Consider the following 14,066-nt stretch of genomic DNA (forward strand, 5'->3'; position numbering starts at 1 on the left):
AGCGGGCTGCCGGATCAAGTCCGGCATGACGATCACAATGACATACTGCTACATCGGGGTTACTTCGCCGCGCTCATCGAAAACGGCGCGTCCGCGGGCGCGTTGCCCCACGCCTTGTTGGGCGTCGGCCCCATCACGAACTTCAGCGTCCCGCCCTGCGACAGCGCCGCGTGCGTCAGGTACGTCTTGCCATAGGGCTGGCCGTCGAGCGTCACCGACTGGATATAGACATTCTCCGGCCCGTTGTTCTCGGCCTCGATCGTCAGCGTCTTGCCGTTCGGCATCGCCAGCGTGACCTGCCGGAACAGCGGGCTGCCGATCGCATATTCGCCCACCGCCGGCGTCACCGGATAGAAGCCCAGCGCCGAAAACACATACCAGGCCGAGGTCTGGCCGTTATCCTCGTCGCCTGGATAGCCGTCGGGCGCGGACGAATAGAGCTTCTTCATCACGTCGCGCACATGATATTGCGCCTTCCACGGCGCGCCCGCCCAGTCGTACAGATAGATCATGTGCTGGATCGGCTGGTTGCCGTGGGCATATTGGCCCATGTTGACGATCTGCATCTCGCGGATCTCGTGGATCACCTGGCCGTAATAGCTGTCGTCGAACACCGGCGGCGTGGTGAACACCGAATCGAGCCGGTCGACGAACTTCTGCCGCCCGCCCATCAGGTCGATCAGCCCTTGCACGTCCTGCATGATCGCCCACGAATAATGGACGGCGTTCCCTTCGGTGAAGGCATCGCCCCATTTGTACGGATTGAACGGCGTCTCCCACGATCCGTCCTGGTTGCGGCCGCGAATCCAACCGCTTTCGGGATCGTAGAGCTTGCGGAAATTCTGCGCCTGCTTCGCGAACTTCTCCGCATCCGCCGTCTTGCCCAGCGCCTTCGCCATCTGCGAGATCGAGAAATCGGCAGTGGCATATTCGAGCGTGCGCGCGGCATTCTCGTTGATGCCGACATCGTAGGGCACATAGCCGAGCCGGTTGTAATATTCGACGCCCTCGCGCCCGACCGCGCCGACGACGCGACCCTTCTTGTCCTTCGGCCGGCCCTCGCTGGTCGTCGCGTTCTTGATCATCGCCTCGTACAGCGCCTCGGCGTCGAAACCGCGCACGCCGTTCACATAGGCGTCGGCGATCAGGTTCGCCGAGTTGGAGCCGATCATCACGTCGCGATAGCCGGGGCTTGCCCATTCGGGCAGCCAGCCGCCCTCCTTGTAGGTGTTGACCAGCCCCTGCATGATCTGGCTGTCGCGCTCGGGATACATCAGCGCGAAGAAGGGGAACACCGCGCGCCACGTATCCCAGAAACCGTTGTCGGTGTAGAGATAGCCCTCGTGCACCTTGCCGTCATACGGGCTGTAGTGGACGATCGTGCCGCTCGCGTCCTTTTCGAAGAATTCGCGCGGGAATTGCAGCATCCGGTAGAGCGCCGAATAGAAGGTGCGGCGGTTGTCCTCATTGGGATCGTTCACGCGGATACGCGCGAATTCCGTCTCCCAGGCCGCCTTGGCCTTGGCCTTGGTGGTGTCGAAACTGTCGCTGCCGATCTCTCTCTTGAGGTTGAGCAACGCCTGTTCGGGGCTGATGAACGACGACGCGACCTTGACGTGGACCTGCTCGCCGGGTGCGGTCCGGAAGCTCACCACCGCGCCGACATGCCCGGCCTCGCGGGTGGTATCGGCGCTGAGTTGCCAATTCTCGTCCCAGGTGCGCGTGACGGTGAAGTCGCGATCGAACTCGGCGACGAAATAATTGTGGAAATTATCCGGCACGCCGCCGTGGTTGTTGCGGACATAGCCGGTGATACGGCGGTTCTTGGCGTCCACCTTGACCATCGATCCGCCGTCGAGCGCATCGAGGATGATGTGCGCATCATCGCTCTTGGGGAAAGTGAAGCGGAACTGCGCGGCCCGCTCGGTGGGCGTCACCTCGGCGGTCACATCGTAATCGGCGAGATAGACCTTGTACGAATAAGGCCGCGCTTCCTCGGCCTTGTGGCTGAACCAGCTCGCGCGCTCGTCCTCGCGGATTTTGAGCGGCCCGGTCTCGGCGAACAGCGCGAAGGCCGCGTAATCGTTCATCCACGGGCTGGGCTGGTGCGTCTGCTTGATGCCGTTGATCTTCTCGCCGTCGTAAGTGTAGCCCCAGCCGCTGCCGGGCTCGCCCGTTACCGGCGTCCAGCTATTCATCCCGAACGGCACCGCGACCGCCGGATAGGTGTTGCCGTACGACAGCCGATAGCTCGAATCGGTGCCCATCAAGGGGTTGGCGAGATCGACAAGCGATTCCTGCGCGGTGGGCGCGCTCTGCGCAAATGCCGTCGCCGGGATACCTCCGGTAAGGACCATCGCCGCCGCTGCGGTGCCAAGCGCGATGCGCCGGATCGTGTTCAATTCGCTTCTCCTGTCGCCGCCGAACGCGGCAATGGGCGCGGCTGCACGCCCTCGTTGGTCATCTTCACCGGCGCGATCGTGCCGTCGGCGTTGAAGATCATTTTGTCGATCGCCATCTCGCGATGCTCGCCCTTGGTCTCGCCAAGCGGCCGGCGGTGATAGACGATGTACCAGTCGTCGGTGCCGGGAACGTTGACCACCGAATGGTGCCCCGCCCCGCGCGCAATCTTGAAATCTTGGCTCAGGATCTTGCCCATCGGCTTGAACGGCCCCGTGGCGCTCGGCCCCATCGCATAGGCGACGCTGTAATCGGGGCCGGTCCAGCCGCCCTCCGACCACATCAGGTAATACACGCCCTTGCGCTTCACGAGGAACGACCCCTCGACATAGCCGGGCGGCGTGATCTCCTTGTAAATCTCGCCGTCCGGGAACGGCTCGATCGAGGTCAGATCGTCGCCGAGGCGCACGACGTTGCAATGCCCCCAGCCGCCATAATAGAGATAGAATTGCCCGTCATCGTCGCGAAAGACGAACTGGTCGATCGGCTGCGCGCCGTTGTGGAAGCTCGAGATCAGCGGCTTGCCGATCGCGTCCTTGAACGGCCCGGCCGGGCTGTCCGACACCGCGACCCCGATCCCCCCGGTCTCGCCATCCTTCTGGATATCGTTGGCGCCGAAGAAGAGATAATATTTGCCGTCCTTCTCGATCGCCGACGGCGCCCACACCGCATAGGCCGCCCAGGAAACGTTCGCGACGTCGAGCACATGCTCGTGTTTGGTCCAGTGGACCAGATCGGGCGAGGAGAAGGCGTTGAAGAAGGTCTGGATGCCGTAGGACGGCCGGACCATCTTGTTCTTGCGCAGATCCTGCTGCGCGTCGGTGAAATCGGGCGACGTATCGGGCGTGCCGTAATGATCCGAATAGGTCGGGTAGATCCAGTACTGGCGATCGAAGATGCGGATTTCCGGGTCCGCGTACCAGCCCTTCACGATCGGGTTGACGGCAAGCACCGGCACCGCCGCCAGCGCGCACAGCCCGCCGATCAACAAGGTCTTGAAGTTGCGCTTCATGCTGCTCCGGCTCCTGTCTGTCGTCGCAGCGCAGTCCGCCACGCATCGGCGCCGGCTGCAAGTCCGACGCGAGGGGGCGGCTCCCACGCAGAAGCCGCCCCGCCGTCGTCGATGCTCAGGTCATGTCAGAACTTGAACGACATCCCGACGTAGAACCGGCGTCCCGAATAGACGTTCGAAATGAACCGGTCCTTGGTGTCGTTGCCAAGATGCTGGCGCTGTTCCGACTTGGTCAGGTTGATGACCGAGGCCGTCAACTGAAGGTTGTCGAACAGATCGTACGACGCGTTGAGATCGACCTGCTCATACGGGTCCGAATAGATGTTCAGGCCCGACGACAGACCACCCACGACCTGGCCGCGACGGTTATACGACGCGCGAACCAGAACCGGTCCGTGCTCGTAGAACAGCGACGCGTTGACCTGCGTCTTGGCGCTGCCGACCAGCGGCGAGGTGCCCACCTTCTCGCCGTTCAGGCTGACGTCGGCGACCGAGGTGTCGTTGTAGGTGAAGTTCACCTGCGCGCCGAGCCCGAAGTCCAGCGTATGCTGGGCGTAAAGCTCGATGCCCTGCGACACCGCCGACGAGCCGTTCGCCTGCGTCGAATATTGCTGGATCGTCACCATCTCGCCGGCGACTTCGCTCTGGATGTCCATCACGATCGGCACGATGAAATCGTGCACGTCCTTGCGGAACAAGGTCGCGCCGAGCACCGAGCCGCGATGGAAATACCATTCGACGCCAAGGTCGTACTGCCATGCGTTGAACGGCTTCAGGTTGAAGTTGCCGCCGTTGCCGAACCAGCCGGGCAGCGCCCCGAACTCCGCCCGGTCGAACACGAACGGATCGGAATTGAAGGTCAGCGACCGCGCGCCGGCGAGATCGCCATAGCCGGGCCGCGCGACCACCTTCGCCACCGCGCCGCGAACCAGCAGGTTCTGCATCGGCTCCCAACTGATGTTGAAGCTGGGCAGGATGTCGGTGTAGCTCTTTTCCTCGCTGTTCGGGCTGAAGACCTTGACCTGACGGGGCGGCACCGGCGGGGTCGCGGTAGGATCGCCGTCCTGCGGGATCACGAGGCAGTTGCCGTCCTCGCCCTTCGGCTTGTTCGGATCGAAATGGCCACCGGGGCCGTCGACGCAATATTCGTTCTCGTACGTGATGACGTCGGTCGAGGTGCCCGTCTGCTTGGTATGGGCGACACGCACGCCGATGTTGCCGCGAATGGTGTCGGTCTTGAAGTTGAGCTGGGCATAACCGGCCCAGATCCGCTCACCGATATCGTAACGATTCTGCGGCTCGGGCACGCGCACCGGCCCGTTGTACGTCTTGGTCAGATAATCGATGTAGTTTTCCATGTTGATCGCGGGGAAAGCGGTCGTCTCGAATCCGCCCGCGATGTTGCCCATCGATTCGGGATAGAAGAATTCGGGCAGCGCCAGCGCCCCGCCCGGCGTATCCTGGAAACGCCGCGTGTTCGCCGCGTCCGAATACCATTCGAACCGCCCGGTCTCGCGATGGATCGCCGCGTCGCGCCATTTGGCGCCCACCTGCACCGAATCGATGAAGGTGTCGAAGTGACGCGTCACGTCGACCTGCGCATAACGCTGCGAAAGCGTGCTGTTGGAGAAGCCCGATCCGGTCGAACCGAGGTCGATCTGCGCGGTGCCGTCGAGCATGTTTTGCAGCACGTCGGGCGAGAACGCCATCGCCAGGCCCTGATTGGTGAAGTTCCATGCGCTGAGGTGATTGCCGTTGTCGCTGCCGTTGCGTGGCTTGGCCTGCGCGAAGAACTGGAAGGCCGGGCCACCCTTGGAGCGCGTCTTGCCGATCGCGAAATGAACGTCGAGGCGATCCTTGGTCCATTCGCCCTGGACGTCATACGTGTTCGAGACGGTCTTCTCCCGCGTCAGCGTATTCTGCGGCGCCGGCGTCTCCATCGTGCACATGTTGCCGGGCACGCGGCATTCGGTGCCCTCGGGCGGCACCTCGAACGACGCACCGGTGAAGATCGTGCCGCTGGGGTCGAGCGTCGCGCCGGTGAAGAAATTACCATAGCCCCATTCCGGAACCTTGATGGTGTTCGACCGATAATTGCCGTCGAGCTGGAACCGGAAGTAATTGGCGGTGATCGTCAAATTGTCGAACGGTCGCATCTGCGCCGTCGCCTGGATGCCGAGCCGCTTGCGCTTCTGGTCGAAGATGTTCTCGGCGACCGATTGCGGGGCCCAATAGCCGCTGTAATGCTGGCCGTCGCGCGTCGTCGTGCCCGCGTTGTTGCCGCTGTTCCAGTACGAGATGGCATCGTCGTTCGCGAACGGATTGCCGTTCACGTCGACCGCGGGATTGGTGCTCTTGTCGTCGGTCCACCAATGCCAGGAATCGCCCGACGCGCTCAGCGAGCGGTTGGTACGCTCCTGATAGGTCGCACCGACCAGGAAGCCGATCCGCTCGCTCGGATCCTTCCAGGAGATGAGGCCCGAAACCGACGGTTCGATCTTGTCGGTCACATCGGCATAGGTGCCTTCGACCTGGACGTTGCCCGACCACGGCTTGAGGTCGAACGGCTTGCGCGTGTGGTTGATGATGACGCCACCGACGCCGCCTTCGTCGAGCCGCGCCTCGGACGACTTGTACACCTCGACGCTGCCGATGAAGCTCGAGGGCAGCAGCAGGTAATCGAACGAGCGCGACGGATTGCCGCCGGTCGAGGCGATGAAGTTGCCGTTGAGTTCGGTCAGCGTCAGATCGGAGCTGAGGCCGCGGATGCTGACGCGGCTGCCCTCGCCACCGTCGCGCGAGATGATGATGCCGGGCACGCGCTGGAGCGAGTCGGCGACGTTCTTGTCGGGGAACTTGCCGACGTCCTCGGCGGTGATGACATCGATGAAGGCATTGGCGTTGCGCTTCTGCTCGAGGCTGCGTTCGATCGACTCGCGATACCCCGTGACGACGATCGAATCGTCCGCGCCCTGCGCCGCTTGACCGGTCTGCGGCTGCGCGGTCTGCGCGTACGCCTGCCCCGCCCCGCACAAACCGACGACCGCCCCCGCGGTCAACATCAGATCGCGCACCAGCGCCGCGCGCCGATCAGTCGATCGATACGAATTTCGAGCCCTCATTACGATGTTCCTCCTCCCATGACGGAAGCTCCACGCTTCCGTTCGTTCTCGCCGGCACCCATCACCGGCTCGCGTCCATTGGACCGATGCGGTACTGAATTCATAATATGAAAAGCAATTTGTCAAATAAATTCTTTGGGCCGAACGATGCTTCCCGCAACCCGTTGCAAAGACCCCACAGTCGGGCATCGGATCGTCGCATTTCCGCGCCGTTTCACGGCAGGCAGCCGACATCCGCCGCCACGACAACCGCCGCAGCGTCACACTCGTCAACCATGCCGGAAGGGCTGCCCCCTTGCTTGTTTCAATCTCCCCAGAGCGGTTCGGCGATGCGTGACAACGCCTCCGCGGGCGCCTTGGGCGCCGCGCGGTCATAGGTCAGCAAGCCGTTGATTTCGTCCTCGACATCGGTGGTCTGGGTGTAGACCGAGGCGCTCAGCCCCTCCTCCTTCGCCTGCCGGATCACCTCGTCCATCTTGCGGCGGAAGCGGGCGAGATAATCCTGCTCGCCGGTCGCGACCTGATAGCCCCAGTTCTTCTTGCCCGGTCGCCAGATATGGCCCTCGACCGGAAGCCCGATGCCGCCATATTCGCCCATCACGATCGCGCGATTCGCCTGATGTGCCGGCGTGTGCGGCACGTCCTCATAGGTGTGGATATCGAGCACGTCGGACGCCTCGGGCGCGACGTCGAGCCACCCCGAATCGGCGTCGACGAGCCGCGACGGGTCCATTCCCTTCACGTAGCGCGCCAGCGTCGCCGAATCGTACTGGCCCCAGCCCTCGTTGTTGACCACCCACATCACGATCGACGGGAAGACGCGCAGTTCGCCGATCATCTCGGCGAGTTCCTTTTGCTGCTCGGCGATTGCCTCGGACGGGAAGATCGCCTGATACTGGCTTGTCCCGGCAAGGAATTGATCCTCGCCGCCGCCCGAGGGCATGTCCTGCCAGATCAGCATCCCGAGATGGTCGGCATCGTAATAATAGCGCGCGGGCTCGACCTTGATGTGCTTGCGCAGCATGTTGAATCCCGCCTTTTTCAGAAAGACGAGATCGCTCTTCATCGCCTCCTCGGATGGCGGCGTGTAGAGCCCGTCGGGCCACCAGCCCTGATCGAGCGTGCCGTTCTGGAAGACGGGCCGGTTGTTGAGCAGGATCGCCGGCTGGCCCTTCACCTTGCCCGGCCCGATCGAGATTTTGCGCATCGCGAAATAGGCCTGGACGCTGTCGCGCGGGGCGCCGGTGACGCTCGCGCCCGCGTAGACCTCGCTTTCGTGCTGCGTGAAGCGCGAATCATAGGCCGCCCGGTCGCGCTCCTTTTCGCTCCTATAGGGATCGCGCACCGTGACCAGCTCGGCCTTGAGATCGTAGAGATACGGGTCGTCGGGCGACCACAGATGTGCGTTCGGAATGCGAATCGTCGCGCGGCGATTGGCGCGGATGATCGTCTGCGCGATCTGTTTGCCGCCCGCGCTCGCGGTCAGCCGCACCGCGTCGGTGTCGTTCGCCCACCCGCTCAGCGCGACCGCAACGTCGATCACGCCGCGATCGATGTCGGGCGTCGCGCGCACGTCGGCGATGTGGAGCTTGGGTACCGGCTCGATCCACACCGTCTGCCAGATGCCGCTGACCGCAGTGTACCAGATGCCCGACGGATCGAGGATCTGCTTGCCGCGCGGCTGCGTGCCTGCGCTGGTCGGATCGGTCACCTCGACGATGATCTCGTTCGCGCCCGATTTCAGATAATCGGTGATGTCGAAGCCGAATGCATCGAACCCGCCCTTGTGGCTGCCGACGACCGATCCGTTGACGCGCACCGTCGTCGCATAATCGACCGCGCCGAAATTGAGCATGACATGCTCGCCCGCCCAGTCGGCGGGCACGGTGAAGCTGCGCCGATACCAGATCCGGTCATCCGGCGTGACCTTGCGGGTGACGCGCGAGAGCTTCGATTCGATCGGGAACGGCACCAGCACCTGCCCGTCCATCCGCGCGGGCAGCGGCGCGGCCTTGGGCGCGATCGCATAGTCCCACAGCCCGTTGAGGTTCTGCCAGCGCGTTCGCTGCAATTGCGGGCGCGGATAGCTGCGCCACGCATTGTCGGGCGTCACTGCCTTGCCCCAGCGCGTCATCAGTTCGGTGGCCGGGATCGGGCTCGCTTGTGTTGCGGGGGTCTGCGCCGATGCCGCAGCGCCGGCCGCCGACATCGCCAGCAAAGCCACGAAACCGAACGCAGTACGCATAGCTGTCTCCTGTGGCGCAGCGCGCCCTTGTCGTGAACTGGAGCCCGGGATCGCAAGGGGAAGGAAGGGACGATCCCGGGCTCCGGCCTCCGCCGCAAGAGGATGGTACGGCGGAGGTGTCGGGCAGGTTGGTGTCAGCGCGCCGTCATCGATGGCGGCGCGGTGTCGGGGGCGGCGCCCCATTTCTTGTTCGGCGTCGGCCCCATCGTGAAGACGAAGGTCGCGCCCTGCTTGATGTCGTCATGGCTGAACCACGTCTTGTTCCACGGCTTGCCGTTGAGCGTCGCCGACTGGATGTAGACGTTGGTCGGCGAATTGTTCTTCGCGACGATCCGCAGTTTCCGGCCGTTGCCCATATCGAGACTGACATCGTCGAAGACGGGGCTGCCGATGATGTAATCCTGGCTCGACGGATCGACCGGATAGAATCCCATCGCGCTCAGCATGTACCACGATGAGGTCGCGCCCTGGTCGTCCATCCCCGGATAGCCGTACCCGGCCGCATCGCTGCCATAGGTGAGGTCGAGGATCTTGCGCACCAGTGCCTGCGTCTTCCAGGGCTGGCCGCTCCAATTGTAATAATAAGGCGCCTGCTGGTCGGGCTGGTTGCCGTGGACATATTGCCCGATCAACCCCGTGCAATCGCGGCAGATGCCGTTGGGATTGTAGGGCTTGGTGAAGAATTCATCGAGCTTGGCGTTGAACCTGTCGCGCCCGCCGAGCAGCCCGATCAGCCCCTGCACGTCGTGCGGCGCCAGCCACAGCGTCGACCACCCCGACGCCTCCTTCATCATGAAGTTATAATAAGGCTCCTGCGGATCGAACGGCGCTATCCATTTGCCGTCGGCGGTGCGCCCGCGGATGAAGCCGATCGATTTGTCGAACACGTTGGCGTAATTGCCCGCGCGCTTGAGGAACATCTTGTAATCATCGGTCTTACCGAGCTTTTTGGCATATTGCGCCAGCGCATAATCATCCCACGCATATTCCATCGTGGTCGCCGCGCCCGCCTTGCCGCCGGCATAAGGCGGGCTGGGATTGTGATCGGGGACGATGTCCGAAATCCAGCCCTGCTTCATATATTCGGCGAGGTAGCCTCGCGGCCCCTTGGGATCGACCGCGTTCTTGCGCAGATATTCGTAGACGGCTTCGTAGTCGAACGGAATGCCGCGCTCCCACGCGCCGAGATACAGGAACACCGCATTATCGCCGTGAAACGAGGTATTCATATACCCCTTCTCACGTGCCATATCGAGTTCGGAGGCCATGATGTTCTGGACGACCTCGGGCTCCATCAGCTCGAGCAGCACGATCTGGTTGCGCCCCGTATCCCAGAACGGCACCGGGCCGTAGCGGTCGTGGGTCGCGGTCTGCACCTTGCCGTTGGTGTCGGCGAATTGTTCGCCTTTGGCCGCGATCAGCCGCGGCGAGGCGAACGACTGGAACAGCGTCGAATAGAACAGCTTGCGCTGCTTCTCGGTGCCGCCCGTCACCTGGACGCGGTTGAGCAGGTTGGCCCATTCGCTGCGCGCGGCGGCGTGGACGCGATCGAAATCCCAGCCCGGCACCTCGTCGCGCAGCCGCTGCTCGGCCTGTTCGTAGCTGGTGCCGTGCGCGATCTTCATCAGCACCTGCTCGCCCGCCGTCGTCTTGAAGGTGACGTAGCTGCCCGCATAGCTACCCGAGACGTCGCGGCGGCCGGGGACGACATCGCTATTGCCGATCCCCCAGCCCTCATGTTCACCCGGCGCCTTGCGGAACGTGCCGAGCGCGGTGAACGGCTTGGAGAATTCGGCGACGAAATAGGCGCCATCGGTCGCCCGGCTTTGCTCCGAAACGCCCCGCACCTTGGCATCGCCGACGATCTCGACCGTGCCGCCGTGGCGCGGGAAGTTGATGATCACGTTCGACCGCTCGCTTGCGGGGAAGGTGAAGCGCATCACGCTCGCCCAGCGCGTCGCGGTCAATTCGGCCTGGGTTTTGAACGTATCGAGATAGACCGAATAATAACCCGGCGACGTCTTCTCGCGCGCCTTGTCGTAATAGGCTTCCTTATACGCCGGCGCCGGCGACCAATCACCCACCACCGGCATGATGATCGGCTCGGCCCGGCCGCCATAGGTCGAGCCACCGCCCGCGGTGAAGCCGATCATCGTCGGGTTGGTGTAATAATAGGGAACGGCGACGCCGTTGGGATATTGCAGTTCGATATTGTTGTTGACCGGCGACGCCGCGACCGATCCGTGCGGCAACCGCGCGCCCGGCGAGGTCTGCCCCGAATAGACCGGCTCGCCCGGCGGCGGCGCGTTGCCGATCAGGTCCTGCCGATCGAGCGCCGCGGTGCCGACCAGCGGATCGGCGAGGTCGACGGGTGCCTGCGACGGCACGTCCTGCGCGTGGACGGCCACGCCCAGACCAGCAGCCGCCAGCGTAAGGCCACTTACGGCCAACGCCAGATTGACCATCCTGCGGCGCCTTCTTCCTGAAATCCGGTGCTCCGGCATCGACCCCTCCCTGCTTCTGCTTCGTGGCCGCGGCCCGCACTGTCGTGCCGGCATCCGCGTACCGTCGGGAGAATAAGTAAAACAATTTTCTTGTCAATTAAATCGCGCATGCAGCCGCTTGTTGGAGAAGCGGCTCGCGAACAGCGACCCTGCATCGAACGGTAATCTCGCTTGGAATCAGTGCTCCCGCGAAAGCGGGAGCCCAGGAGGCAATGCACGCCCGACTCTGCCCCCCCATGCGCGGGGGAACATGAGTCGGCTGATCGCAATCGGCCTAGTCGGCGGTCGCCCCCAATGCTGCGCAGTCCTGCCCGAGCACCGTCGCGGCGGCCGCCTGCTGGAGCCGCACGGCCTGCTCGCCCGACAGCCCCAGATCGCCGGCGGCCTTTTCCCCCTTGCCCAGCGTTCGCGGATCCTTGCCCGTTATCCCGGCGAACACGACCAGCGCCTCCAGATAATAGCCTGCGATGCTCGCGTGATAATGGTCGTACGACCACAGATCGAGCTGGTCGTAGGCGATGCCGTCATACGGATTGGGATCGGCGAAGCCCGCCTGAATCGCGCAGTTGAACGCCTGCCCCACCGGATTGACGCGATCAATCGCATCACTCGCGGCATCCGCCGCGTCATAGCCGCGCCTGAGATCGAGCGCCATCTGCGTCACTGGCTTGCCGTACCAATGCCCCTCGGGCCGATAGGTCTGGTCGGGTCGCGTCCATGTCGCGGTCATGCTGACGTCGACCTTGGGATTACGCGCCGCCATCATCGCTGCGAGCCGGCCCGCATAATCGATCGTCACCGTCGGATCGCCGGGATGCGCGTAATCGAGCACGCTCAATTCCTGCATCACGACGTGATCCCAGACGCGATCGATCCGGTCGCGGCGATTTTCCCAATGCCATTTGAGCGTCTTGCCGGGCGATGTTTCGAGGCTGACGCGATAGTCGAGCCCCGCCTGCTCGGTGAACGCCTTGAACAACGCCGGCACGCCGCCGATCCCGTCGCCGTTCAGATCCTCGACGCTGTCGGCGCGATAGCGGATCGCGGCCGAATTGGCGCCGAAGGTGAAGCTGTTACCGATGAACAGAACCGTTTGCGGCTCGGCCGACCAGGCCGGTGCTGCCGCCGCCAGTGCGCCGGCGATCGCCAGTGCCTTGCCGAAAAACGTCATCCTCATCCCTCTCGATGGCGCGACAGCCGCCCGGTCCATTCGCCATGTGCGGGGACATTGGCATCGAGCCAGCCCGGATCGAAGGCGCTGTCGAGATAGCGTTCGCCCGAATCGCAGATCAGCGAGACGATGCTGCCCTGCTCGCCCCGCGCCGCCATTTCCTCGGCCAGGTCGATCACGCCGATCAGGTTGGTTCCCGTCGACGGGCCGACGCGACGCCCCAGGCGTTCGGAAAGGAACCGCGCGGCGGCGAAGCTCGCCGCATCCTCAACCTCGATCATGCGATCGATGACGTGCGGCTGGAACGAAGGTTCGACCCGCGGCCGCCCGATCCCCTCGATCCGGCTGCGCGCATCGGTGGTGAGGTCTGTGCGCCCGGTCCGCCAGCTTTCGGCGAACACCGATCCTTCGGGATCGACCACCGCGAGCAGGGTGCGACAGCAGCTCGCGCGGGTGTAGCGCACATAGCGTCCGATCGTCGCCGAGGTGCCACCCGTCCCTGCGCCGACGACGATCCAGGTCGGCACCGGATGCCGTTCGCGCGCCATCTGCTCGAAGATCGATTCGGCGATATTGTTGTTGCCGCGCCAGTCGGTCGCGCGCTCGGCGAAGGTGAACTGGTCCATGTAATGGCCCCCCAGCTCGCCTGCGAGCCGCTCGGCCGCCGAATAGATGTCGCCGCCCTCGGCGAAATGACATTCGCCGCCCAGCCGTTCGATCTCGGCAACCTTGGCGGCGGCGGTGCCGGGCAGCACGACCGCGATGAAGCGCAGCCCCAGCAGCCGCGCGAAATAGGCCTCCGAGATCGCTGTCGATCCCGATGACGCCTCGATCACCGGGGTGCCCTTATGCACCCAGCCGTTGCACAGCGCATAGAGGAACAGCGACCGCGCCAGCCGGTGCTTGAGCGACCCCGACGGATGCGTCGATTCGTCCTTGAAATAGATCTCGATGCCGTCGAGCCCGGCCAGCGGCACCTTGATCAGATGCGTATCGGCCGATCGCGCCGCATCCGCCTCGATCTCGCCAACCGCCCAGTGCAGCCACACACGGCCGTCGCCATCGGTTTCCTCACGGCGATCGCGCAGGTTTGGAGTCGCCGAAACGCCGTTCATGTCGCGATGCCGTCCCTATCAGCCGATCCTCCCCGCATCCAAGCGGGCGGGGCATCAGCTTGTCAAGCAAAGCGATTTCAGGCCGCGAGGCTCTCGGTCTCGATCGCGAGCAGCGCGACACCGTCATATTTGGGATCGTCGCGAACGAACAGTTCGCTCGGCTCGAACTTGCGCGGGGTCAGCCGCAACGCGCCCAGCCCGTCGAGCTTGAACGCCCCGATCTTGGGCTCCTTGGGCGGCTTGCCGTCCCGCGCCAGCGTCAACGCATCGACATACATCTCGCCGTGGCGCGTATAGATGATATGCGGCGCCAGCGTCACCTCACCGAGATTGTAGGTGGCGGCAACCGCCTGCTGCTTGACGATGGCTTCGAAAATCGTTGGCGCGTGACTCATGATGCCGGCGATATAATCCTTTTGCTGCGGTGCAGCAAGAGG

The 14,066-nt window shown here is 63.8% G+C and carries 8 protein-coding genes; all 8 read right to left on the minus strand.

All coding sequences use genetic code 11. The annotated features are described in order from the left end of the window. Positions 1-59: 59 nt before the first annotated feature. The gene (locus DFR49_RS07010; protein ID WP_119035333.1) at positions 60-2,357 is read right to left on the minus strand and encodes a GH92 family glycosyl hydrolase; all 2,298 of its coding nucleotides are present in this window, start codon (positions 2,355-2,357) and stop codon (positions 60-62) included. Positions 2,358-2,398: 41 nt separating this feature from the next. After that, positions 2,399-3,472, minus strand: a complete 1,074-nt coding sequence (locus DFR49_RS07015) for a glycoside hydrolase family 43 protein (protein ID WP_119034911.1) — start codon at positions 3,470-3,472, stop codon at positions 2,399-2,401. 125 nt (positions 3,473-3,597) lie between these two features. After that, positions 3,598-6,594: a TonB-dependent receptor gene (locus tag DFR49_RS07020; protein WP_119034912.1), complete on the minus strand. Its 2,997-nt coding sequence runs from the start codon at positions 6,592-6,594 to the stop codon at positions 3,598-3,600. Positions 6,595-6,898: 304 nt separating this feature from the next. Beyond that, positions 6,899-8,839, minus strand: coding sequence for a glycoside hydrolase family 2 protein (locus DFR49_RS07025; RefSeq protein WP_211325815.1), 1,941 nt, complete (start codon positions 8,837-8,839; stop codon positions 6,899-6,901). A gap of 134 nt (positions 8,840-8,973) precedes the next feature. After that, entirely contained in the window at positions 8,974-11,304 is a 2,331-nt protein-coding gene (locus DFR49_RS07030) for a GH92 family glycosyl hydrolase (protein WP_119034913.1), read from the minus strand. Between the two features lie 313 nt (positions 11,305-11,617). Next, positions 11,618-12,514, minus strand: coding sequence for a PEP-CTERM sorting domain-containing protein (locus tag DFR49_RS07035; protein WP_119034914.1), 897 nt, complete (start codon positions 12,512-12,514; stop codon positions 11,618-11,620). Positions 12,515-12,516: 2 nt separating this feature from the next. Next, positions 12,517-13,629: a PLP-dependent cysteine synthase family protein gene (locus DFR49_RS07040; RefSeq protein WP_119034915.1), complete on the minus strand. Its 1,113-nt coding sequence runs from the start codon at positions 13,627-13,629 to the stop codon at positions 12,517-12,519. 77 nt (positions 13,630-13,706) lie between these two features. After that, complete coding sequence (locus tag DFR49_RS07045; RefSeq protein WP_119034916.1) at positions 13,707-14,024, minus strand: hypothetical protein; 318 nt, start codon at positions 14,022-14,024, stop codon at positions 13,707-13,709. Positions 14,025-14,066 lie beyond the last annotated feature (42 nt).

Source organism: Hephaestia caeni (genome assembly GCF_003550065.1).
In the GTDB taxonomy this organism is placed as follows: Bacteria; Pseudomonadota; Alphaproteobacteria; order Sphingomonadales; family Sphingomonadaceae; genus Sphingomonas; species Sphingomonas caeni_A.

What these genes read in the sequence shown, in the direction of transcription:
- DFR49_RS07025 (WP_211325815.1), bottom strand. Translation starts at nt 8,839, where the DNA reads ATGCGTACTGCGTTCGGTTTCGTGGCTTTGCTGGCGATGTCGGCGGCC.
- DFR49_RS07045 (WP_119034916.1), bottom strand. Translation starts at nt 14,024, where the DNA reads ATGAGTCACGCGCCAACGATTTTCGAAGCCATCGTCAAGCAGCAGGCG.
- DFR49_RS07030 (WP_119034913.1), bottom strand. Translation starts at nt 11,304, where the DNA reads ATGGTCAATCTGGCGTTGGCCGTAAGTGGCCTTACGCTGGCGGCTGCT.
- DFR49_RS07040 (WP_119034915.1), bottom strand. Translation starts at nt 13,629, where the DNA reads ATGAACGGCGTTTCGGCGACTCCAAACCTGCGCGATCGCCGTGAGGAA.
- DFR49_RS07010 (WP_119035333.1), bottom strand. Translation starts at nt 2,357, where the DNA reads ATGGTCCTTACCGGAGGTATCCCGGCGACGGCATTTGCGCAGAGCGCG.
- DFR49_RS07015 (WP_119034911.1), bottom strand. Translation starts at nt 3,472, where the DNA reads ATGAAGCGCAACTTCAAGACCTTGTTGATCGGCGGGCTGTGCGCGCTG.
- DFR49_RS07035 (WP_119034914.1), bottom strand. Translation starts at nt 12,514, where the DNA reads ATGACGTTTTTCGGCAAGGCACTGGCGATCGCCGGCGCACTGGCGGCG.
- DFR49_RS07020 (WP_119034912.1), bottom strand. Translation starts at nt 6,594, where the DNA reads ATGAGGGCTCGAAATTCGTATCGATCGACTGATCGGCGCGCGGCGCTG.